21 protein-coding genes are annotated in these 23,011 nt (G+C 71.4%); 16 read left to right on the top strand and 5 right to left on the bottom strand.

What is annotated here, in order from left to right; all coding sequences use genetic code 11:
* The first annotated feature begins 194 nt into the window (after nt 1-194).
* Nucleotides 195-2,420 (top strand): discoidin domain-containing protein, encoded by a 2,226-nt coding sequence (locus tag KBX71_RS31690; RefSeq protein ID WP_210821401.1) that lies wholly within the window; start codon nt 195-197, stop codon nt 2,418-2,420.
* A gap of 109 nt (nt 2,421-2,529) precedes the next feature.
* Here KBX71_RS31690 and KBX71_RS31695 read toward each other — a convergent pair whose 3' ends face one another.
* A complete protein-coding gene (locus KBX71_RS31695) occupies nt 2,530-3,852 on the bottom strand; it encodes an FAD-dependent oxidoreductase (protein ID WP_210821402.1) in 1,323 nt (440 codons plus the stop codon).
* Between the two features lie 273 nt (nt 3,853-4,125).
* On the opposite strand from KBX71_RS31695, the gene KBX71_RS31700 reads away from it, so the two are divergent.
* Together KBX71_RS31700 and KBX71_RS31705 are read left to right on the top strand one after the other, a co-directional pair.
* Nucleotides 4,126-4,482 carry a YciI family protein gene (locus tag KBX71_RS31700; protein ID WP_210821403.1) on the top strand — a complete coding sequence of 119 codons (357 nt, stop codon included), beginning with the start codon at nt 4,126-4,128 and terminating at the stop codon, nt 4,480-4,482.
* A 2-nt stretch (nt 4,483-4,484) separates the two neighbouring features.
* A complete protein-coding gene (locus KBX71_RS31705) occupies nt 4,485-5,705 on the top strand; it encodes an RNA polymerase sigma factor (protein WP_210821404.1) in 1,221 nt (406 codons plus the stop codon).
* Here KBX71_RS31705 and KBX71_RS31710 read toward each other — a convergent pair.
* On the bottom strand, nt 5,659-7,320 hold the full coding sequence (locus KBX71_RS31710; RefSeq protein ID WP_210821405.1) for a DUF885 domain-containing protein: 1,662 nt from the start codon (nt 7,318-7,320) through the stop codon (nt 5,659-5,661). The genes KBX71_RS31705 and KBX71_RS31710 overlap by 47 nt on opposite strands.
* An 82-nt stretch (nt 7,321-7,402) precedes the next feature.
* On the opposite strand from KBX71_RS31710, the gene KBX71_RS31715 reads away from it, so the two are divergent.
* The gene (locus KBX71_RS31715; RefSeq protein ID WP_210821406.1) at nt 7,403-8,536 is read left to right on the top strand and encodes a glutamate--cysteine ligase; all 1,134 of its coding nucleotides are present in this window, start codon (nt 7,403-7,405) and stop codon (nt 8,534-8,536) included.
* A 19-nt stretch (nt 8,537-8,555) separates the two neighbouring features.
* Here KBX71_RS31715 and KBX71_RS31720 read toward each other — a convergent pair whose 3' ends face one another.
* Entirely contained in the window at nt 8,556-10,340 is a 1,785-nt protein-coding gene (locus KBX71_RS31720; protein ID WP_210821407.1) for an N-acetylglutaminylglutamine amidotransferase, read from the bottom strand.
* Between the two features lie 98 nt (nt 10,341-10,438).
* A complete protein-coding gene (locus tag KBX71_RS31725) occupies nt 10,439-10,870 on the bottom strand; it encodes a MarR family winged helix-turn-helix transcriptional regulator (RefSeq protein WP_091398582.1) in 432 nt (143 codons plus the stop codon).
* Nucleotides 10,871-10,952: 82 nt separating this feature from the next.
* Here KBX71_RS31725 and KBX71_RS31730 point away from each other — a divergent pair, with 82 nt between their 5' ends.
* Nucleotides 10,953-12,746 carry an ABC transporter ATP-binding protein gene (locus tag KBX71_RS31730; protein WP_210821408.1) on the top strand — a complete coding sequence of 598 codons (1,794 nt, stop codon included), beginning with the start codon at nt 10,953-10,955 and terminating at the stop codon, nt 12,744-12,746.
* Nucleotides 12,747-12,790: 44 nt separating this feature from the next.
* Here the strand turns inward: KBX71_RS31730 and KBX71_RS31735 are convergent, their stop codons facing one another.
* Nucleotides 12,791-13,738, bottom strand: a complete 948-nt coding sequence (locus KBX71_RS31735) for a TetR family transcriptional regulator (protein WP_210821409.1) — start codon at nt 13,736-13,738, stop codon at nt 12,791-12,793.
* A 109-nt stretch (nt 13,739-13,847) separates the two neighbouring features.
* On the opposite strand from KBX71_RS31735, the gene KBX71_RS31740 reads away from it, so the two are divergent.
* From KBX71_RS31740 to KBX71_RS31795, 11 genes are all read left to right on the top strand, one after another.
* Nucleotides 13,848-14,834: an ABC transporter ATP-binding protein gene (locus KBX71_RS31740; protein ID WP_210821410.1), complete on the top strand. Its 987-nt coding sequence runs from the start codon at nt 13,848-13,850 to the stop codon at nt 14,832-14,834.
* On the top strand, nt 14,831-16,456 hold the full coding sequence (locus KBX71_RS31745; protein WP_210821411.1) for an ABC transporter permease: 1,626 nt from the start codon (nt 14,831-14,833) through the stop codon (nt 16,454-16,456). Before KBX71_RS31740 ends, KBX71_RS31745 begins: the two co-directional genes overlap by 4 nt.
* A 223-nt stretch (nt 16,457-16,679) precedes the next feature.
* A complete protein-coding gene (locus KBX71_RS34680) occupies nt 16,680-18,245 on the top strand; it encodes a DUF559 domain-containing protein (protein ID WP_307847431.1) in 1,566 nt (521 codons plus the stop codon).
* A gap of 244 nt (nt 18,246-18,489) precedes the next feature.
* On the top strand, nt 18,490-19,116 hold the full coding sequence (locus KBX71_RS34685) for a restriction endonuclease (protein WP_210821413.1): 627 nt from the start codon (nt 18,490-18,492) through the stop codon (nt 19,114-19,116).
* Between the two features lie 128 nt (nt 19,117-19,244).
* Nucleotides 19,245-19,814, top strand: a complete 570-nt coding sequence (locus KBX71_RS31765) for a peroxidase (RefSeq protein WP_247684442.1) — start codon at nt 19,245-19,247, stop codon at nt 19,812-19,814.
* Between the two features lie 183 nt (nt 19,815-19,997).
* Nucleotides 19,998-20,255, top strand: coding sequence for a hypothetical protein (locus tag KBX71_RS31770; RefSeq protein ID WP_210821414.1), 258 nt, complete (start codon nt 19,998-20,000; stop codon nt 20,253-20,255).
* Between the two features lie 117 nt (nt 20,256-20,372).
* Nucleotides 20,373-20,570, top strand: a complete 198-nt coding sequence (locus tag KBX71_RS31775; RefSeq protein WP_210821415.1) for a hypothetical protein — start codon at nt 20,373-20,375, stop codon at nt 20,568-20,570.
* A 295-nt stretch (nt 20,571-20,865) separates the two neighbouring features.
* Complete coding sequence (locus KBX71_RS31780; RefSeq protein ID WP_210821416.1) at nt 20,866-21,291, top strand: hypothetical protein; 426 nt, start codon at nt 20,866-20,868, stop codon at nt 21,289-21,291.
* Nucleotides 21,292-21,296: 5 nt separating this feature from the next.
* Nucleotides 21,297-21,518, top strand: coding sequence for a hypothetical protein (locus KBX71_RS31785; RefSeq protein ID WP_210821417.1), 222 nt, complete (start codon nt 21,297-21,299; stop codon nt 21,516-21,518).
* Between the two features lie 9 nt (nt 21,519-21,527).
* Complete coding sequence (locus tag KBX71_RS31790; RefSeq protein ID WP_210821422.1) at nt 21,528-21,695, top strand: hypothetical protein; 168 nt, start codon at nt 21,528-21,530, stop codon at nt 21,693-21,695.
* A gap of 315 nt (nt 21,696-22,010) precedes the next feature.
* Nucleotides 22,011-22,937 carry a DUF559 domain-containing protein gene (locus KBX71_RS31795; protein WP_307847433.1) on the top strand — a complete coding sequence of 309 codons (927 nt, stop codon included), beginning with the start codon at nt 22,011-22,013 and terminating at the stop codon, nt 22,935-22,937.
* The last annotated feature ends 74 nt before the right edge of the window (nt 22,938-23,011 follow it).

Genomic DNA, 23,011 nt, shown 5'->3' on the forward strand with positions numbered 1-23,011 from the left:
CACGAAAACTGATTCTCGGGATAAATAACGAAGTTATAGATCGATGTCTTGACGCCGTCGCAATCTCGCCGCAACACTCCTACGAGAGCGCTCTCCCTCCCGCGGCGTCGCATCGGCGGCACCACCCACGGCGCTACGGGTGACCCGATCCCATCCGCGCGGCAACCCGTAACCCCCTATCGACAGGCGATGTCATGACATCTCGCGCTACATCCGTACGCCCCCGTCCCCGGGTCGTGCGGCACCTGCTCGTCGGACTCACAGTGGCCCTGGTCGCGACGCTCACGCCGACCGGAACCACGACACCCGCGCAGGCCGCTCCCACCCTGCTGTCCCAGGGCCGCACGGCAACCGCCTCGTCCACCGAGAACGCCGGGACGCCCGCCGCCGCCGCCGTCGACGGCAACACCGGCACCCGCTGGTCCAGCGCGTTCAGCGACCCGCAGTGGCTCCAGGTCGACCTGGGCGCCCGCGCCACCATCACCCAGGTCAACCTGCTCTGGGAGGCCGCCCACGGCCGGTCCTTCCAGCTCCAGACCTCCGACAACGGGTCCACCTGGACCACGATCTACTCGACCACCACGAGCACCGGCGGCACCCAGAACCTCACCGTCTCCGGCGCCGGCCGCTACGTCCGCATGTACGGCACCGCCCGGGGCACCGGCTACGGCTACTCGCTCTGGGAGTTCCAGGTCTACGGCGAGACCGGCGGCGGCACCAACGAACCCCCGGTGACGCCCACCGACCCGTACAACCCCAACCTCGGGTCGAACACCTTCGTCTTCGACCCGAGCACCCCGACGTCGACCATCCAGAGTCGACTGAACACCCTCTTCACCCAGCAGGAGACCAACCAGTTCGGCCAGCAGCGCTACGCGGTGCTGTTCAAGCCCGGCAACTACACCGCCGACGTCAACCTCGGCTTCTTCACCCAGGTCGCCGGCCTCGGCATGAGCCCGGACGACGTCAACCTCAACGGCCACGTGCGTGCCGAGGCGTTCTGGTTCGGCGGCAACGCCACCCAGAACTTCTGGCGGGCCGCCGAGAACCTCTCGGTCACCCTGCCCGCCGGGCAGACCGTGGAGCGCTGGGCGGTGTCCCAGGCCGCGCCGTACCGACGGATGCACCTGCGTGGCGCGCAGAACCAGATCCAGCTCTGGAACGGCGGCGACGGCTGGTCCAGCGGCGGCCTGCTGGCCGACACCCGCATCGACGGCCTGGTCGTCTCCGGCTCGCAGCAGCAGTGGTACTCCCGCAACAGCGAATTCGGCAACGGCTGGACCGGCTCGGTGTGGAACATGGTCTTCCAGGGCGTCAACGGCGCTCCCGCGCCGAGCTTCCCCAACCCGTCGCACACCGTCATTCCGCAGACCCCGCAGGTCCGGGAGAAGCCCTTCCTGTACGTCGACGGCACCGGTGAGTACCGGGTCTTCGTACCGGCGCTGCGCACCAACTCCACCGGCACCAGCTGGTACAACAAGACCCCGGCCGGTTCGTCCATCTCGCTGTCGCAGTTCTTCGTGGTCCAGCCCGGCACCAGCGCCGCCACCATCAACGCGGCCCTCGCCCAGGGGCGGCACCTGCTCTTCACCCCGGGCGTGCACCACGTCACCGAGCCGATCCAGGTCAACCGGGCCGACACTGTCGTCCTCGGTCTCGGCCTGGCCACCATCCAGGCCGACAACGGCGCGGTGGGCATGCGGGTGGCCGACGTGGACGGCGTCAAGGTGGCCGGCCTCATGTTCGAGGCCGGCACGACCAACTCGCCGGTGCTGATGGAGGTCGGGCCGTCCGGCTCGTCCGCGAGCCACGCCAGCAACCCGACCTCGCTGCACGACGTGTTCTTCCGCATCGGCGGGCCGCACGTCGGAAAGGCCACCAACTCGCTGACCGTCAACAGCGACAACGTGATCGGTGACCACATGTGGCTGTGGCGGGCCGACCACGCCGCCAGCGGCGTACCGACCGGGTGGACGCTGAACACCGCCGACACCGGGCTCACCGTCAACGGCGACAACGTCACCATGTACGGCCTCTTCGTCGAGCACTACCAGAAGTACCAGACCATCTGGAACGGCAACGGCGGGCGGACGTACTTCTACCAGAACGAGCTGCCGTACGACGTGCCGAACCAGGCGGCCTGGATGAACGGGTCGACCCGGGGTTACGCCGCGTACAAGGTCGCCGACTCGGTGACCAGCCACCAGGCGTTCGGGTTGGGCAGCTACAGCTACTTCAACGTCAACCCGGCGGTGGTCGAGGAACGGTCCTTCGAGGTGCCCACCAACTCGAACGTGCGCTTCACGAACATGGTCACCGTCTCGCTCGGTGGCGTCGGCACCATCAATCGGGTGATCAACAACGCCGGTGGCACCGCGAACGCGGCCAACCAGACGGTGTACCTGACCACCTACCCCTGACCGGGGCGCCCGCGCCGGCCCGGTCCTCCGTGACCGGGTCGGCCGGGTAGCACCCAGGGCCGAGGCCGGCCCGGTCCCGCCGAGACCGGGCCGGCTGCGGTCGTGCCGCTCAGCCGGCCAGCACCTCGGTCGCAGCCCGTTCACCGGCACGCACCGCGCCCTCCAGGTAGCCACTCCAGCGGGTGGCCGTCTCGGTGCCCGCCCAGTACACCCGCCCCACCGGCGTCCGCAGGTGCGGGCCGTACGTCCGCCATGTGCCCGGGGTGAGCGCACCGGAGAAGCAGCCCCGGGTCCACTCGTCGGCCGACCAGTCGTACTCGACGAGATCCACCGGGTCCTCGGCTCGTGGTCCGACCACGCCGGCCAACGCCTCCAGCAGGCATCGTCGACGCCGCGCGAGGGACATGCCGCGCAGCGTGGCGGCGTCCGCGGAGTAGCTGAACCCGGTCAGCACCCCGAGCGGTGAGGTCGGGGTGGAGTTGTCGACAGTCTCGGTGAGCGGACCGGCGCTGCTGGTGGCCACCCCGGAGCGCCCGTCGGCACGCCAGAACGGCTCCGGGTAGACGGCGTGCACCTTCAGCGCCGAACCCATCGGCATGCGCTGGGTGAGCCCGTCACGCAACGGGGGCAGCGGCGGGTCGTACCGGATCCGGCCGGCCAGTGCCGGGGCCAGCGCGACCACCACGGCATCGCCGTCCACGCGCCCGGTGTCGGTCCACGCCGTCGCGCCGTCGACGGTCTGTTCGATGGCCCGCACCGGCGCGGCCAGCGTCAGCGCGCCCGGCGGCAGAGCGGTGGCCATCCGTTCGGCCAGCGCCGGCGGTCCGCCCACGATCCGGTCCTGCTGCGCGCCGCCGGCCATCCCCAGCAACGGTCCGGTCCCGCCGGCGCTGCGCAGGTAGAACAGCAGGTGCAACAGGGACAGCTCGTCCGCGCCGGTGGCCAGCAGCCCGCCGGCGAGCACCCGCCCCAGGTAGTCGGCGGTGACGTCGTCCCCGGCCGTGGCGGTGAGCCACCCGCCGAGGGTCGTCCGGTCCCACAGTGCGGCCTCCGGCGTCGCCCAGGGTGCGGCCGGGTCCAGTCGTGCGGCGTACTCGTCGAGCAGGCCGAGCACCCGGCCCACCTGCGTCGGCGGCTCGGCCCGGGGCGCACCGGCCCAGAGCACTGTGGGCGCGCCGATCGACGCCGAGGCGAAGGTGGCCAGCCCGTGCTCGGCGACCAGCGCGTACATCCGGTCCTGGGTCGGACCGATCCACTGCGCTCCCAGGTCGAGTTGCGTGAGCTCGGGCAGCCACCGGGTCAGCACCCGACCGCCCACCCGGTCACGGGCCTCCAACACCCGCACCTGGGCACCGGCGCGGCTCAGCGCCAACGCGGCCGCGAGACCGGAGAAGCCGGCGCCGACCACGACCACCCGCAAGCCGTCGGTCACACCGCGGTCTACCCACAACCGGCGCAGGCATGACTACCGGCTCCGGTCGCGGCGCCGGCGGACCGTACCCGTCCTTCGTCCTTTGCTCTGCACCCGCCGACGCGCCACCCGTGCCTGCGCACCCGTCGCATCCGCGGGTGCAGAGCAAAGGACGCCAACACCGGGCCGGGCCGGACGCCGAGAATTTTCCGTCGGCCTGTCGATCTGGGCGGCGGCCGATCGTGTGGAGGATGAGAGGTCGGCGAGAGGCCGGCCGCCCCGCGAGGAGGAACGATGACGTTGTACCTGCTCAGCATTCACCAGCCGCAGGGTGAGCTGCCGCCGGAGCCGGAGTTCCTGGCCGGTGTGATGCGTCAGCTCGGCGAGTTGCGCGACGAGTTGGCGTCCACCGGGTCGTGGGTCTTCGGGCAGGGCCTGCACGGCCCGGAGACCGCCACCGTGCTGCGCCCCCGCGACGGCGAGGTGCTCATCACCGACGGACCGTTCGTGGAGGGCAAGGAGTACCTGGGCGGCATCACCATCATCGACGTGCCGGACCTGGACGCCGCCCTGCACTGGGGTCGCCGCTACGCGCTGGCCACCACCCTGCCGATCGAGGTGCGCCCCTTCCAGGGTGGGGCCGGGAGCTGACCGTGCCGGACGCGGAGGCGGTGTTCCGCGCGGAGTACGGCCGCGCGGTCGCCGTCCTGGTCCGCCTCCTCGGCGACATCGACCTCGCCGAGGAGGCCGTCCAGGAGGCCTTCGTCGTCGCGGTGGCGCGCTGGCCGACGACCGGCCCGCCGCCCAGCCCGGCCGGTTGGATCATCACCACCGCCCGCAACCGGGCCATCGACCGGTTGCGGCGGGAGGCGTCCCGGGCCGAGCGGCAGGCCCAGGCGGCCCTCCTGTTCGCCGCCGACGAACCCGTCGAGGAGGGACCTGTGCGCGACGACCAGCTACGGCTGATCTTCACCTGCTGCCATCCGGCGCTCGCCCCGGCCGCCCGGGTCGCGCTCACCCTGCGGCTGCTCGGTGGCCTGAGCACCGCCGAGATCGCCCGAGCCTTCCTGGTGCCGGAGCCGACGATGGCGCAGCGGCTGGTCCGCGCCAAGTCGAAGATCCGCAACGCCGGAATCCCGTACCGGGTGCCCCGCGACGCCGACCTGCCCGACCGGCTGCACGGCGTCCTCGCGGTGCTCTATCTGATCTTCAACGAGGGTTATTCGGCCAGCGCCGGCCCGCACCTGGTCCGCGCCGAGCTGTGCGCCGAGGCGATCCGGTTGACCAGGCTGCTGGTGGGGCTGATGCCGGACGAACCGGAGGCGCTCGGCCTGCTCGCGCTGATGCTGCTCACCGAGTCCCGTCGTGCGGCACGGACCACCGCCGACGGAGACCTGGTGCCGCTCGCCGAGCAGGACCGGCGCAGGTGGGACACCACCCTGATCAGCGAGGGGCAGGCGTTGGTTCGCCGCTGCCTGCGCCGCGACCGACCCGGCCCGTACCAGATCCAGGCCGCGATCGCCGCCGTGCACAGCGTCGCGCGACGCGCCGCCGACACCGACTGGGCCCAGATCCTTCAGCTGTACGACCAGCTGACGGTGGTCGCCCCCAGCCCGGTGGTCGCGCTGAACCGGGCGGTGGCGCTCGCCGAGGTGGCCGGACCGGCGGTGGCGCTGACCGAGGTGGACCGCCTCGACCTGGACGGCTTCCACGTCTACCACGTGGTCCGCGCCGACCTGCTGGCTCGCCTCGGCCGGGGCGGGGAGGCCGTCGAGGCGTACCGGACGGCCGTCGCCCTGACGGACAACGCGGCCGAACGGGCCTATCTCACCGCACGCGCGACGGCCCTGAGCGCGCGTCTGCCACCGGGGTAGGTCGGGAATCGAGGGAAGCTGCCAACTGATCCAATCCCAGCGAACCCAGCTCCAGGGCCTGGCGATGGAATGCGCGCCGGTCGCCGGGGTAGGACGAGCGGCCTGCCAGCCACACGCGCTCACCCGCCTTGTAGGCCAGCGCCTGCCCTGGCCTGCCCAGGTAGCGCCCGAGCTCGGCGGATGCGTACGGCCCCTGGTGACAGCGGTCCCGCAGCAGCCGCAGCGCAGCATCCGGCGTCCACACTGCTCCGTCACCGAAGGGCATCGGCAGTCGCAGGTGCAGGCCGGTGTCGAGCACGACCCGGGCTGCCCGCAGGAGCTGCATGTACAGGTACCCCAGTCGAGCACCTGGCTGTTCATAGAGCCCGAGCTCGTCCATGAACCGCTCGGCGTACAGTGCCCAGCCCTCCTGACTGCCGGAGAGGCCGCCGAGCAGGTTCAACCGCTGCCCGAGGCCTCCCCGGCAGACCTCGGAGCCGAGGTGGAGGTGATGGCCGGGAACACCCTCGTGATAGGCGGTGCTGTAGGCGTACCAGGTGGGGAAACTCGCCGCGTCCTCGGGGACCGACCACCAGACCCGGCCCGGCCGCGTCAGGTCCCGCGACGGCCCGGTGTAGGCAATGCCGGACGACGTGGTCAACCGCGACTCGATGCGCCGCAACGGGGCAGGGATGTCGAAATACACGCCGTCCAGCCGCTCGGTGGCAGCCTCCAACAGCTCCTGCAGCCACGCGGCGAACGCCTCCCTGCTGTGCAGCGTGCCGGGTGCGTCCGGGCTGGCGAGCCGGGCAAGCACCTCTGGCACGTCCCCGCCCAGGGCCTTCGCTTCCGCGATCAGCTCTGCCTCTGTCGCTTTGAACTCGTCCCAGCCCCACTCGTACAGCTCGCGCAGGTCAGGCTGGGCCGCGAGGAACGTGCGCATCCAGAGTGCGTACCGCTGCGGGCCGAACGCCTCCTCCTCGACGGCCTGTGGTGCCAGGTCCGCGGTCAGCATCCCAGCCAGTTTCTGGTACGCCTCTCGCGCGTCCGTCGCTGCGGCCTGCAACGACGCCCGCTGACGCCCCTCGCCGTACCGATCTACCAGGGCGACATCGTCGGCGATCCAGGTGCGGCAGCGCTGCGTGACGAGCTCCACCTGACGCCGCGCCGGCAGATTGCCGCGCTCTGCGGCGAGTAAGAGGCTGCGGGCATACCCGTCCAGGGCGACGGGGATCGCGGCCATGCGTGCGCCGACACGGGCCCAGGCCTCCTCGAAGGCCGCGCCCTCGGTGCCGCGGCTGGGAACCGCGGCCTCGACGGCCTGGCGGATGAGCTGGAGCGGACCGGTGGCTGCCGTGTGCAGTTCGCGCAGGTCCTCCCCGGCGTCGTGGAAGGCGATACGCGTACGCAGCCGTTCGGCGAGGTGGGCGTGCAGCGGGCCGGCGGCCGGAAGTGCGTCACCCAAGCTCTCGAGTTCGCGCAGGGCGCGGGCGGCGAGGTCGGCGCGGGCCTGGTGGCCCTCCGGGCTGTAGTCGGTAAGCCCGTCGACATCCTGCTCGCCAGCCTCGACGACCGCGGTGCAGGGGTCCAGGCTGGCCATGTCGCACAGGAGCCGATCCGCGAAGTCCTCGATCACGGGAGCCATGCTAGGGCGGGTGTTTGTCATCGGGGTAGGCCGGGAACCCGAGGCACCGCCGCAGCAGGGGATGGGAGGGGCCATGGCGTACCGTCCGACCGCCGTCGACACCGTGCCCGACCTGTCCACCCTCACGCTCGGCGTGGAGGAGGAGTACCTGCTGCTCGACCCGGACAGCGGCCGGAACCTGCCGGTCGCCGACCAGGTGCTCGCCGCGCTGCACGGCCCCGCCCGGGACCAGAGCCGCCAGGAGTTCCGGCACAGCATGGTGGAGATGGTCACCCCGGTCTGCGCCGACCTCACCGAACTACGGACGCACCTGGTGGCGTTGCGTCGCTCCGCCGCCGGGGCCGCCACGGCGGCCGGGGCCCGACTGGTGGCGGTCGGCGCCACCCCGGTGGCCGAACCGCACCGGACGGTCCCCGACGAGCCGCGCTACCACGCGATGTCCCGCCGGTACGGGCCGGTGGCGCACGACCCGGCGGTGTGCGGCTGTCACGTGCACGTCGGACTGCCCGACCGGGAACTGGCCGTGCAGGTCTGCAACCACCTGCGCCTGTGGCTGCCGGTCGTGCAGGCGATCACCACCAACTCCCCGCTGCACGACGGGTACGACACCGGGCACGCCAGTTGGCGCTCCATGCAGTTGGAACGCTGGCCCAGCATCGGACCGACGCCGTACTTCGACTCCGCCGCCGACTACGACCGCACTGTCGACCAGCTGATCGCCGCCGGCATCATGCTCGACGCGGCGATGGTCTACTGGTATGCCCGTCCGTCGTCGACGTACCCCACGGTGGAGGTGCGGGTCGGTGACGTCTGCACCGAGGTGGACGACGCGGTGCTGGTCGCCGCGCTGGTCAGGTCCCTCGTGGCCACCCTCGCCGACGACGTACGCGCCGGGGTGACCGCCCCGAACGTGCGGGACTGCCTGGTCGCCGCGGCGCACTGGCGGGCCGCCCACGACGGGCTCGACGGCCAGCTGATCGACCTACGGGCCGGTGGCACCCGGCCGGCCTGGGCACTCGTCGACGAGCTGATGGCGGTGATCGCCCCGGCTCTGCTGCGCCACGGCGACCTCGGGTACGTGTTGGCCCAGCTCGCCCGGCTGCGCCGCGACGGTACCGGCGCCACCCGGCAGCGGCAGGTGCTGGAACGCGCCGGGGACCTGCACGCGGTCATCGACGACCTGATCATCCGCACCGCCGCCGGTTGACACGCGCCGGGCCGGCGGCTCAACGGATGTCGTGGGTCTGGAGCCACAGCTCCAGCAGGCCGAGCTGCCACAGCTTGTTGCTGCCGGCCGCCGCCTCCGCCCGGTCCGGCTCGGCGAGCAGATGGGCCACGTACTCCGGGCGGAACAGCCCCCGCTCACGCGCGGCCGGCGCCTGCAACGCCTCGGCCACCAGCTCGCGCACCGGGCCGTCCACCCTGCGCAGCGCCGGCACCGGGAAGTAGCCCTTGCGCCGGTCGATCACCTCGGCGGGCAGCACCTCACGGGCGACCTCCTTGAGCACGCCCTTGCCGCCCTGGGCGACCTTGTGCTCCGGCGGGCAGTGCGCGGCCAGGGTGACCAGGTCCTGGTCGAGGAAGGGAGTGCGCACCTCCAGACCCCACGCCATGCTCATGCTGTCCACCCGCTTGACCGGGTCGTCGGGGAGCATCAGGTGGGTGTCCAGGCGCAACACGGCGTCCAGCGCGGTCTGCGCCCCCGGCGCGGCCAGGTGCCCGGTGAGCAGGTCCCTGCTGGCGTCCTGCTCCAGGGCGTATTCCGGGCCGACGATGCGGCGCAGCTCGTCGTGGCCGTGGTCGAAGAACGCGGCGGCGAACGTCTCGGCGGCGCCGTGCCGGGGCGCCTCGACCAGCGGTTGGTGGTAGCCGTAGCCGGCGAACACCTCGTCGGCGCCCTGCCCCGACTGGGCCACCTTCACGTGTCGCGCCACCTGCTCGGAGAGCAGGTGGAAGGCGACCACGTCGTGGCTGCCCATCGGCTCGGTCATCGCCAGCACGGCCCGTCGGACCCCGGGCACCAGGTCGTCGTCGGCCAGTCGGATCCGGTGGTGGTCGGTGTCGTACGCGCGGGCCACCAGGTCGGAGTAGTGGAACTCGTCGCCGGACTCGCCGTCGCGGCTGTCGAAGCCGATGCTGAACGTTTGCAGGTGTTGCTGTCCGGCCTCGGCGAGCAGCGCCACGATGAGGCTGGAGTCCAGTCCGCCGGAGAGCAGCACCCCCACCGGCACGTCGGCGACCAGCCGTCGGCGTACCGCCGCGCGCAGCGCGTCGCCGATCGTGTTCCGCCAGTCGGCGGCGTCCATCCCCGCGTCGGCGGGCTCCCGAACGTAGTCGGGTCGCCAGTAGACCTCCTCGCGGCTGCTCCCGTCCGCCTCGATCACCCGCAGGGTGGCCGGCGGCAGCTTGCGCACGCCGCGCAGCACTGTGCGCGGCGCGGGCACGATGGAGTGCCAGGACAGGTAGTGGTGCAGCGCCACCGGGTCGATGCCGGTGTCGACGTCGCCGGCCCGCAGCAGCGCGGGTAGGGTGGAGGCGAACCGCAGCCGCCCCGGTGTCTCGGCGAGGTAGAGCGGTTTGATGCCGAGCCGGTCGCGGGCCAGAATCAGCCGCCGCCGGGCCCGGTCGACCAGCCCGATCGCGAACATGCCGACCAGGTGGTCGACGAACCGTTCACCCCAGTGGGCGTACGCCACCAGGATCACCTCGGTGTCGCTTGTGGAGTGGAAGGCGTACCCGGCGTTCCGCAGCTCCTCGCGCAGCTCGGGGTAGTTGTAGATGCATCCGTTGAAGACCAACGCCAGGCCGAGGTCGTCGCGGACCATCGGCTGCCAGCCCGCGTCGGACAGGTCGATGATGGTCAGCCGGCGGTGCCCGAGGGTCACCCAGCCGTCGACGAACAGACCCTCGTCGTCCGGGCCGCGTGAGCGCATCGCCTCGGTCATCCGGGTGACCGCCGCCGCGTCGGGCGAGCGGCCGTCGAATCGCGCCTCCCCGCTGATCCCGCACATCAGCCGGGCCTCCCGTCGCCTCGCCCCCGACCGGTGCCGGCCGGCCCCGCCGACCGGACGGGGCCGCTGGCTACCCGTGGGCGCGGTGGGCAAACCCGTCAGCCGCGCAGGGTGCGAAGGATGCGGGCCAGCTCGGCGCGGTCGGTGTCGTTGAGGTGGCCGAAGAAGCGGTCGGCCTCGGCCCGACGCGCGGCCCGGATGGCGGTGCTGACGCGGTCGCCCTCCTCGGTGAGCGCGACCAGTGTCGCCCGCCGGTCGGCCGGGTCGGGTCGGCGCTCGACCAGCCCTCGGGTCTGGAGGTCGTCGACGACCTCGGTCGCCGAGCGGGGCGCGATGCGCAGGTGCTCGGCGAGGGTGCCGGGGCGTACCTCGCCGTGCCGGGCCAGCACACCGAGGGCCCGGGACTGGCTGGGGGTGACGTCCCAGGGCGCCAGTGAGTCGCGGGTCTGCCGGCGCAGACGGGACGCCACGGCCCAGAACGTCTCCGCCAGGCTCTCGTCGTCGGCGCTGTCGACGGTGTGCTCGGTCACCGGAATACGGTAGCAGGATATGTGGTTGCTCCCTCATGATGAGGTAACCTCAGCAATATTGCCGACGAAAGGTAGTGCCCCCTTGGAACCCACCCCGAAGGGCCGCGACCGCGGCCACCGCACCCTCAGCGCCGAAGAGAAGGCGCAGGCCCGTCAGGTGTCGCTGCGCCGCATCGGCCGCCTGTTCAACCCCCACCGGCCCGCGCTGGCCGCCGTCACCGCGATCATCGTGGTCTCCTCGATCATCGCGATGGCCACCCCGTTCCTGCTGCGCGCCGTCATCGACCGCGCCCTGCCGCAGGGCGACGTGACGCTGCTGGTCTGGCTGGTCCTCGGCATGGTCGCCGTCGCGGCCGTGACCTCCGCGCTCGGTGTCGTGCAGACCTGGATCTCCACCCAGGTCGGCCAGCGGGTCATGCACCGGCTACGCACCGACGTCTTCAGCCACCTCCAGCGCCAGTCACTCGGCTTCTTCACCCGCACCCGCACCGGCGAGGTGCAGTCCCGGATCACCAACGACATCGGCGGCATGCAATCGGTGGTCACCTCCACCGCCACCGCCGTCGCCGCCAACCTCACCACAGTGGTCGCCACAGTGGTCGCCATGGTCGCGCTCTCCTGGCAGCTCTCCCTGGTCTCGCTCGTGGTGCTGCCGCCGGCCATCTGGCTGACCCGTCGGGTCGCCCGGATGCGCCGCGAGATCACCGCCCAGCGACAACGCGAACTCGCCGACCTCAACGTCACAGTCGAGGAAGGGCTCTCGATCAGCGGCGTACAGCTGGCCAAGACCCTCGGTACCGGCCCCGCGCTGATCGACAGGTTCACCGCCTCCTCGGAGCGCCTGGTCGACCTGGAGCTGCGCAGTGAGCTGGCCGGCCGCTGGCGGATGGCCTCGATGAGCATCATCTTCGCCGCCGTACCGGCGGTCATCTACCTCGCCGCCGGGCTACCCGGCACCGCCGGCACGCTGAGCATCGGCACCCTGGTCGCCTTCACGGCCCTGCAGGGAGGCCTGTTCCGGCCGCTGATGGGGCTGCTCAACGTGGGCGTCTCGCTCACCGCGTCGCTGGCGCTCTTCGCCCGGATCTTCGAATACCTGGACCTGCCGGTCGACGTGGCCGACCCCACCGAGCCGGTCCGCCTCGACCCCACCCGGGTGCGCGGCAACCTGCGCCTGGAGGACGTCACCTTCGGCTACCCGGGCAGCGACACCGCCGCCCTCGCCGGGATCACCCTCGACGTGCCCGCCGGCACCAGCCTCGCCCTGGTCGGCGAGACCGGCTCCGGCAAGAGCACCCTCGCCGGGCTGGTCAGCCGGCTGCACGACCCGACCGCCGGCCGGATCACCGTCGACGGCGTCGACCTGCGCGACCTGCGCCTGGCCGACCTGGCCGCGATCGTCGGCGTGGTCAGCCAGGAGACGTACCTGCTGCACACCACCGTCCGGGAGAACCTGCGCTACGCCCGGCCGGAGGCCACCGACACCGAGATCGAGGACGCCGCCCGCGCCGCCCAGATCCACGACCTCATCGCCGGGCTGCCCGACGGTTACGACACGGTGGTCGGCTCGCGCGGCCACCGGTTTTCCGGCGGTGAGAAGCAGCGCCTCGCGATCGCCCGGACGCTGCTGCGTGACCCGCGCATCCTGGTCCTCGACGAGGCCACCAGCGCACTGGACACCGAAACCGAACGCGCCGTGCAGCGGGCCTTCGACGTGCTCGCCCAGGGGCGCACGACGATCACCATCGCGCACCGACTCTCCACGGTGCGCGACGCCGACCAGATCGCGGTGCTCGACCACGGTCGGATCGTCGAGGCCGGCACCCACGACAGCCTGCTGGACCGCAACGGCCGCTACGCCACGCTGGCGGCCTGAACACCGGCTCACAACCGTCTCGAAACAGTCTTAGAACTGTCTCGTTATGGTGCGGTCAGGTGGCGGTAGACGGTGGCCCGCGAGACACCCAGCGCCGCGGCAATCGCGTCCACCGAGTGGGTGCCCGCAGCGTGCATCCGCCGGGCCGCCTCGACCTGCTCCCGGCCCAGCGCGGGCGGCCGCCCCGGCCGTCGACGCCGGCTCGCCGTCCCCGCGCCGCTGGCCACGCTCGGTGGCGTCGTCGGGATCGCGCCTTCCGGGGCCCCGTCCCTCGCTGTCGTGTGCGTCGGGGGTTCGCGCCTCGACGGCGGGATCGTCGTGGCCGTGCGCGGCCCGGCCGCGGCTTCCTCGTGCGCCCCGGTCCCGGCCTCCTCGTGCGGCTCGGCTGTGGCGTCCTCGTGCGCCCCGGCCCCGGCCTCCTCGTGCGGGCGGGGTGCGGCGTCCGGGGGCAGTGGGGCCAGCAGCCGGCGTGCGCCGTCGAGCATGTCGGCGCGCAGCACCTCGTCGGACACGTCGGTGAAGAAGACGACCGGATCGCTGCAGGCGCCCACCGCCTGCACCGCGAGGACCCGCTCGCGACGCCCGGCGTTCGGCCCGGCGATGAGGTCGTTGGCCCGCATCGCTACCTCCATGAGGCGGTGGTACGTGTCGCCCCGGCCGATCAGCGCGATGTCGTGGAAGAGCATGCCGAGCGGCCGGCGATGGGCGAGCATGACGTCCAACCAGCCCTCCAGCACCGTCCACCGGGCCCGCTCGGTGGGCTGACTCTGGGCCGAGTCGAGCAGCGCCTCCAGGTCCGCCACCAACGGCTCGACCAGGGCGGCGAGCAGATGCTCCTTGGCCGGGAAGTGGTACAGGATCGCGGTCTTGGTGAGCCGCAGCCGCTCGCCGATCTGGCGCAGCGAGGTGCGCTGGTAACCGTGTTCGGCGAACAGGTCGAGCGCGGCGCGCAGGATCCGGGTGCGGGTGTCGTCCGCGGGATCGGCGGTCATGCCGGCCAGCCTAGCGACGTCCTGACCAGTGGGCACCGTCACCGTTGATTCGACTGACCAACGGTCAGTACAGTGGTGACGGTCGACGCATCCAATGGCAGGAGGGGCGATGCCCGTCATCTCGATCGGCAACCTGGTCAAGACGTTCGGCGCCATCCGGGCACTCGACGGGCTGGACCTGCACGTCGAGCAGGGGGAGGTGCACGGCTTCCTCGGGCCCAACGGCTCCGGGAAGTCCACCACCATCCGCATCCTGCTCGGGTTGCTCCGCCGTGACTCCGGCGACGCCCAGGTGCTCGGCGCCGACCCGTGGCGCGACGCGGTCCGCCTGCACCGCCGGCTGGCGTACGTGCCGGGCGACGTCAGCCTCTGGCCCAACCTGACCGGCGGGGAAGCCATCGACCTGCTCGGTCAGCTGCGCGGCGGCCTCGACCGACGTCGCCGCGACGAGTTGCTGCAGCGCTTCGACCTGGACCCGACCCGCCGCTGCCGCACCTACTCCAAGGGCAACCGGCAGAAGGTCGCCATCGTCGCCGCCTTCTCCTCCCCGGTCGAGCTGTACGTGCTCGACGAGCCGACCTCCGGCCTCGACCCGCTCATGGAGGCGGTGTTCCAGGACGAGGTCCGACGGGTCAAGCGGGCCGGCGCCACAGTGCTGCTCTCCAGCCACGTCCTTGCCGAGGTCGAGGCGCTCTGCGACCGGGTCAGCATCATCCGCGAGGGCCGCACCGTCGAAACCGGCACCCTCGCCGAGCTGCGCCACCTCACCCGCACGGCGGTGACCGTCGAGACCGCCCGCCCGGTCACCGGCCTGGACGCGCTGCCCGGCGTGCACGACGTGCACGAGGTCGACGGCCGTACCCACCTGGAGGTCGACCCCGCCCACCTCGACGAGCTGCTCGGCCAGCTCATCCGCTTCGGCGTCCGCGCGCTGACCAGCACGCCACCCACCCTGGAACAGCTCTTCCTACGCCACTACGGCGACGACCCGGCCGCCATTGCTACAGGCGCTCCCACCGGCGCCTCGGGCGCTCCCACCGCTGGTGCCTCCGGCGCCGATGCGCAGGCTGACGCCCCGCAGGCCGGTGCCCAGTGAGCGCCCTCACCGGCACGACCCGGCTGGCCCGGCTCGTGCTGCGCCGCGACCGGATCCGCCTCGCCATCTGGATCCTCGGCACGCCTCTGCTCGGCTACGCCCTGGCCGGCAGCGTCGCCGGCATCTACCCGGACCAGGAAGCCCGGCTGGGCTACGCCACCACCTCCGCGTCCAGCCTGGTCGCCCGCGCCTTCAACGGCCCCATCCACGGCACCGACCTCGGTGCCGTGGTGGTCGCCGAGACGTACGTGACGCTTGCCCTGATCGTCGCGCTGTTGAGCACCTTCGCGGTGACCCGGCACACCCGCCAGAACGAGGAGACCGGCCGGGCCGAACTGCTCGGCGCCAACGTGGTCGGCCGGTACGCGCCGCTCACCGCCGCGCTGCTCGTCATCGTCGCGGCGAACACAGTCGCCGCCGTGCTGCTCGCGGTCGCGCTGGTCGGCGCCGGTCTGCCGCTCGCCGGCTCCGTCGCGGCTGCGGGCGCGATCGGCGGCGTCGGGGTCGCCTTCACCGCGATCGCCGCGGTCACCGCCCAACTCTCCGTCACCGCACGCGGCGCCAACGCGCTCGCCGCCGCCACCGTCGGGCTCGCCTTCGTACTGCGCGCCGCCGGTGACGTGCTCGGCGAGCAGAGCGCCGACGGCACCCGCGTGCGCAGCGCCTGGCCGTCGTGGATCTCGCCGCTCGGCTGGGGCAACCAGGTACGAGCCTTCGACGGTGAACGCTGGTGGGTGCTCGCCCTGCCCGTCGCGCTGCTGCTCGCCGGGGTGGCGCTGGCGTACGCCCTCGCCGAGCGACGCGACCTGGGCGCCGGGCTGATCGCCCCCCGACGCGGCCCGGCCACCGGTGCGCCACGGCTGCTCAGCCCCGGCGGGTTGGCCTGGCGGATGCAGCGCGGCACACTGCTCGGCTGGGCGGTCGGGGTGGCCGTGCTCGGCCTCTCCATGGGCGTCGCCGCCGACGAGTTCAACGACATGATCGACGCGAATCCGGCCGCCGCCGAAGCGATAAACGCGATGGGTGGCGGCGCCGACCTGATCAACGCGTACCTGGCCGCGATGCTCGGCCTCTTCGCCCTGACCATCGGCGCGTACGTCGTGCAGGCCCTGCTGCGCGTACGCGGCGACGAAGCCGACGGGGTGTTGGAGGCGGCCCTCGCCACGGCGGTCAGCCGCACCCGCTGGCTCGGCACCCAGGTGCTCGCCGCGACACTCGGCGCGGTCGCCCTGCTGCTCCTCGCCGGCGTGACCACCGGCCTCGGCTACGGCATCGTCACCGGAGACCCGCTCGGCCAGGCCGTCGAGCTGGGCGGTGCCGCGCTGCTACGCCTGCCCGCCCTGCTCGTGGTGGCCGGGGTGGTGACCGCGATCTTCGGGCTGCTGCCCCGCTGGTCGGTGGTGCTGTCCTGGACGGCGCTGCTGGTCTTCCTGCTCCTCGGGCAGCTCGGCGCGGTGCTGGAGCTGCCGCAGGCCGCGCTCAACGTCTCGCCGTACACCCATGTGCCGGCCGTGCCCGCTGTCGACCCGGCGGCGCTCCCTCTGGTGGTGCTGGCGACGGTGGCCGCGGCCCTGCTCGCCGTCGGCGTGGCCGCCTTCCGCCACCGCGACATCCCGTCCTGAGTCGCGGGTCGGGCGCCCCGTCCTGAGCCGCCGCTCGGCGTCCCGGTGATCGTTGGCAGCCGAGCGACTCGACACGCCGACGCCAGCCCTGCTGAGCTGCCACCGATCACCTGAACTAGCACGCGTGGGCTCCGGCCGGGCGTTTTACACAGGTCGGCGGTTGTCCACAGAGGCCCGGCTGGTGCAGTTGCGGAGGGCTGGGTAAAGCTTCACGGTTCCGTGCGTGAACTCGGTGCTTCGGGAACTCGTGGAGCTTGGCGGTGGGCTGGTGACGCGCGGGGCGGCCGGGCAGGTGGTGCCGCCGTGGACGCTTCAGCAGGCTTGCCGTAACGGCGAGTTGGTACGGGTGCTGCCCGAGGTGTTCGTGGCGGCGTACCTCGTCGGTGGGCGACCCGGCGCTCCGGTTCTGAGTCGACTCGACCCTGCCATGAGCCAGCGGGCGGCTCTCGCCTGGGCCGGCCGCCAGGGTGCGCTCAGTCATCTCAGCGCGCTCGCCGTGTGGGGGTTGCGCCCCGAGGTGGTTGGCGACCTCGTGCACCTGAGCGTGCCGGCGAGCGCGGGCCTGCGCACCCGGCCCGGGGTGATCGTGCATCGCCTCCGTGGCCTGACCATCGAGCCGCCGCAGGTGGTGGTTCGGCGGGGCCTGACGGTCACTCGCCTCGAACAGGCCCTCGTCGACTCGTGGCCGACGATGCCGCTCGCCGACCGGCGGGCGTTGGTGATCCGAGCGGTCAACGACTGGTTGACCACACCAGAACGGCTGTCGGCAGCCCTGGATCGGGTGCCGAAGCTGATCGACCGTGCGGCGCTCCGACAGCTGCTGACGAAGCTCGCAGATGGCTGCCACAGCCCGCTGGAAATTTGGGGACATGAGCACGTCTTCACCGGTCAGGGGATGCCGGCGTTCCGCCGACAGGTGCCGGTCCGTGTCGGGCGTCGCCTGGTGTACCTCGACATGTTCGCCGAGCGGGAACGGGTCAACATCGAACTCGACGGGGCCACCACCCACGGCAGTCCAGGTCAGCGGGAGATCGACCTGCGCCGTGACGCGCTACTCGCGGCCATCGGGATCCTGGTTGTCCGCTTCGCCCACCGCCGCCTCGTGCACGACGTCGACGAAGTGCGCCGGAAACCCTTGCCATCTTGGCGACCCGGCGAACTTGACGCGATGGCCTGGGCAGGACCGGGGTTGCCTGGGGCTGGCAGCCTCGACCGCGTGAGCGACCTTCTGACGCAGCTTCCGGCTCTCCTCGGCGTACTGGTTGGCACCCTGGGCACGATCCTCGCCACCTCCCTCGGCGACCGCGCCCGGTGGCGGCGCAGTCAGAGCGTCCGCTGGGACGAGCGCCGGCTCGACGCGTACGTCGACTACGCGCACGCCCTCAAGGAGAGTCACGCGATGGCGCTGCGACTGACAGCCGAGCACCGGCCGGGATCGCGGAGCCACCCCATCGATCGCGAGGAGGGGCTGGTCCGGCTGGCTGAGGCGGACGCTCGGCGCACCATCGTCTGGGAGAACCTGCTGCTGCTCGGCGACGAGCCGACGGTTGTCGCCGCCGCCAGCTGGCGGGACGCGATCTGGCAGGTCGAACGGCTCGCCCGGGGAATCGTCGAGCGGCCGTCGGACGTGGTGGAGATGCTGACCCGGGTCGACGAGGCCCGCGACGGGTACTACCGGGCCGCCCGGCACAGTCTCGGAGTACGCGGGGGGTCGGTGGAGCAGTCCGCGACGTTGCGGCAGGCGTTGGTCGACCGTTCCACCGCAGCGTCTGAGCTGCCCGCCAACTGAGTGCGGTGGTGCCGGAGGGGTTCCCTGGCGGTCGCGGCGTCCCGACGGCCGACGGGTACCGGACACCATCCACGGCCGTGCCGGGGGTTTGTCGCACGCTACCGCGACACTGAGGTTTCCTCGATCGGTGAGGTGCCTCGTGCCGTATGTCAGGTCACACACCAGGAAGGGTGGCGCGCGGGTTCGGGCGCACTACCGAAGGCGGCGTACTGGCAGCGTTCGGCGCAGATCGACGGTCCGCCGCGTGGCCGGTGGCGGCAGATCTGCCAACGGCTGGGTTCTGGCGCTGTGTGCTGTTGTCGCTTTCGTGCTCCTCCGCATGGTCATCGATTTCGTGCAGCGGCATCCATACTGGTCCGCTCTCCTGGTGAGCCTCGTCGTCATGGCGGCGACCACGGTGGGTCTTGTCGTGTCGAAGCAGCGTGCCCGCGAGCGGGCCGACCAGGCCCAGCGGGACACGCTGATCGCGGTGACCGACACGATGAGTGGACCCGAGTTCGAGCAGTGGTTCGCCCGGCTCCTGGTCGCGTCCGAGTTTCGGAACGTGACGGTGTGCGGTGGCTCCGGTGACCGGGGAGCGGACGTCCTGGCGATCGCCCCCGACGGCCGACGCGTCGTGGTGCAGTGCAAGCGGCAGAGCCCCAACAACCGGGTCGGCAGTGCCGCGATCCAGCGGTTCGCCGGCACTTGCCGAGACATTCACGGTGGCGAGATCTGCATGCTCGTGACCAACAGTTTCTTCACCGCGGGCGATGGTATTCAGATAGCCCGGCAGCTCAACATCACGCTCGTCGACCGGGATGCGCTGGAAATGTGGGCCTGGACGGGGAGACCAGCGCTGGGGGCCGTCGCGGGAGGCGGATCGCATTGATGCGCCGGGAAACGGGTCAAGTTACCTGGCGATCGTCGAGTGTCAGGGCCCCCGTGCACGGCCGATTTCCCGACAGCGTCCGCAGTCCCAACGGCGTACCGTCCCGGGTCAAGCATGGGAGGAGTCGGATGAGTTTCCTGCAGCAGGCAGAACAGTCACCGGACACCGAGCGGATGTTCGATACGGATACGAAGGCGATGGGCTACCTGCCCAACTTCACCAGGTTGTTCGCCCACAACCCGGCGGTGTACGTGGCATGGCAGCAGCTCAACGGTGCGGTGAAGGCCGGGATGGAGCTGCGCCGCTATGAGTTGGCGACCCTCGCCGCTGCCCGGGCCCTGAAGTCGTCCTACTGCGGCCTGGCACATGGAAAGGTCCTACGCGACAAGTTCTTCGACGCGCCGACCGTCGCCGCCATCGCGTCGGACCACGGTAGCGCCGGTCTCTCCGCGCAGGAGGTCGCAGTCGTCAACTTCGCCGGAAAGGTCGCGGCCGATGCGAACTCCGTCACCGAAGCCGACGTCGCGGGCCTGCGCGGTCACGGTCTCGATGACACGGATATCTTTCATGTGATCCTCGCCGTTGGCGCCAGATGCTTTTTCAGCACCGTCCTCAGCGCTGCCGGGGCCGAGCCCGATCCGCAGTACAACGAGAGCTTGGATGTGGATCTGCGGCGGGTGCTGAGCTTCGGCGGATAGCGCGTGTTCAGGGCGGATGCCCATTCGACGGAGATCGCTGGCGGATCGTCGCGGTAGCGCCGCCCGTTGTCGGGAGCCGAACCGCACGCGCCCGTGCAAGCCTCTACTTTCACGAACTTCGATGTCCCGGTCTCGGTTCAACGCGGAGCCGCCATGCACCGTGGACGGTGATGAGGAGGCTTCATGCGCGGACGCAGATGGGCGACCCTGGTGACGGCGGTGGCGCTGGCGCTGGGCGGATTGGTCGGGTTCAGCGCCGCTCCGGCTGCGGCGGACCCGCCGGGCGGGACGCTGCGCAACGTCTACTCCGACGGTCAGTTCTGCAACAGCTATGGCAGTGAGGGTGTTCGGACCGGCCTCTGGAGTCGGTACTACTGCGAGTACCGCCAGTACGGCCCCAACGCCCCCGGCTTCTACTTCCTCTGGAGCTTCACCTCCTAGCGCTTACCTGCTCGGACGGGCGCTCTCGGACCCGATGGCCGTCGCCGGGTCGAAAAGACCGGCGGCGGCCATCGCGGGGGTCCGGGCGCACGGCATCCCTGCTGGTCAGCTCTCCTGGTGAGCTTCATCATCGCGGGGCGACCCCAGTGTGACCTGGTGCGGGTGCTGCCCGAGGTGTTCGTCGCGGCTCGCCTGCTCGACGGGTGGCCCGGACCTGGCATTCCTGCCCTCAGCCGCCGGTCGGTCACCGGTGCGCCGGGAGACCTCGCCATCCGGTCAGCCGTCGCGCTTCGGGGCAGTCCGCCGAGGCGGTGATGGAAGCCGCCGAGCGGCCAGCGGGCCCGCTACGCGTCCGTGACCGTGCGGGCACCCCTGCCACCTGATCGGTCGGTTCAGCCTGGCCGACTCAGCGCGCCCGCCGGCACTGTCCGGTCCTATCGACGGGACGGGACAGTCCATTCCGGACCGTTACCCCCGGGAAGGTATTGCTGGCTCTTTGTGATCCTCCTAGCGTGGACGAGACGTGTGGCAGCTGCCGCGGTGTGGGTGGCAAGCCCCGCTGCAGGCTCCCATAACCACCGCTGGCATCCCCGCCGACCGGAGGATTCGAATGCCCTTCTTCAAACGCTCCCAGCCCGCGGCGCCGTCAGCCGTCCCGCCGAGGGCGGTGCCGCAGCTTCACCCCACCGTCTATCACGAGGCGCTACGCCGGGCCGGCAAGCCGGTGACCGAGGGCAACGTTATCGCCCTCGCCGAGTTCGCCGCCTGGAATCTGGCACTCAACGCTCACGCCTGGTTCCAGGCCCTGGGGGACACGGCCGCGGAGCGCCGGTTCGACGATCGGTTCAATGCCAGCAACTACAAAGCGGACCGGCTCGGCAACGTGCCGGACGACATGATCAACTTTCTCTGGAGCTGGAACCCGCGGGTGCACGCCGGGCTGCAGGAGTTTGCCGGCATGATGTCGGAGACCATCGACCGGAAACTGCGGAAGTACGGGGACGTCCTACCGATGGAGATGTGGAAGGACGAGTAGCGCCGGTGGACGGTCAGGAAGACGCGCGGATCGCAGGAACTGTCCCGCTCGTGGCGGTGATAGAGGCGTTGCGGGCGGAGCGGGTCATGTTCCACTCGGAGACGGACTTCCAGCACGCCTTCGCCTGGGCGGTGCGCCGGTTGACCGACGACATCGCGAGGCTGGAACGGTTCTGCCACCCCGACTTTGCCTCGATGAACGGCCTGGCCGTCCTACTCACCAAATGAGGGTGGCTTGTGGCGTCCGCCGGCGGGAACCCGGCCGACCCGGCCGGTCTCAAGTTCAGTGCCGCTCTGCCGGAGCGGCTCGCCGTCGCCACCCTGGCCGCCCGACTGGCGGACATTCCGGCGGCCCAGGCGGTTCTCGCCGAGCCAATGCAGATGACCTACCTCTCTCCAACCTGACCGACTGGTGCACCTAACTGCCCCGCCAGTCGGGTGCCCCGTCCTAGCTGCATACCCGGCCGTTTTGGTGTCGTGCGGCCCTGACGGCGTCGCTGCTTTCAACGAGGGCGTCCATCCGGCCGGACGGAAGGGTGAGCCTTCAACGTCCAGGGTTTTATCCAGCGAGGCACCACGGGTCCGCGTACCACAATTGGGATGCCTTGGGAGGCGGTCCACAGGTGCATCTGCTGTCCACAGCGGCCGCCACGTGGGCAGTGCTCGGCCGCACCCCGCGGCAGGGTGGGGGCGGTGGACCCGAGGTTGCATGCTCTGCTCGTGTGCGGCAATGGGCTGGTCACTCGGCGGGACATACTGCGGGTGGCCCCGGCCTGGACGATCCAGACCGCCCGGCGGGCTGATCGGCTAGTACGGCTGCTCCCCGGGATCTACGGCGACGCCGCGCTGATCCGTCACACCAACGCCGACCTGCCGATGCTGGCCCGCGTCGAGCGGGACGTCGCCCGACGCGCTGCGCTGGCGTACGCCGACGGGCGCGGGGCGCTGAGTCGCCTGACCGCGCTCGACGTGTGGGGCCTGCGCCGCCAGGCACCGAGGGAGCCGGTGTATCTCGATCTGCCGCGAGGATCAGGCTTGCGTGATCGGCGGCATCTCGTCGTAGTCCACCGTTCCGGCTTTGCGATTGCGCCGCCGCAGGTGGTGGCCCGGGGAGGGTTGCCGGTCACTCGGCTCGACCGGACCCTGGTGGACTGTTGGCCGCTGTTGCCGGCGGTCGATCGATCGAGTCTGCTCATCCGTGCGGTCAACGATCGGCTGACCACGCCGCGACGCCTCGCCGCCGCGTTTGCCGAGGTGCCGAGAATGCCCGACCGTGGGGCGCTGAGCGGTCTGCTGGACCGGCTCGCCGCCGGTTGCCGTAGCCCGTTGGAGATCTGGGGCCACGACAACGTCTTCACCGGGTCGGGAATGCCGGCGTTCACTCGGCAGGCGCGGGTGCGGGTGGGCGTCCGGACGATCTATCTCGACATGTTCGCCGAGGCGGAACGGGTCAACATCGAGCTGGATGGCGCGACCAGCCATGGCGATCCTGCCGAACGTGAGATCGACCTCCGCCGCGACGCCCTGCTCGCCACCGTCGGCATCCTCGTCGTCCGCTTCAGTCACCGCCGCCTCACGGCGGACCCGGACCAGGTCCGCCGGGAGACTCTGGCCATCCTCGCCAATCGCGCCCACCCCACCCCATGATCAGGTGACGAAAAGTAGGTCCTGGAGGCCTCCCAGACCTACTTTTCATCACTTGATCATGGGGTGGGGTGGGC

It is taken from the genome of Micromonospora sp. D93 (genome assembly GCF_018070365.1).
GTDB classification, from domain to species: Bacteria; Actinomycetota; Actinomycetes; order Mycobacteriales; family Micromonosporaceae; genus Micromonospora; species Micromonospora ureilytica.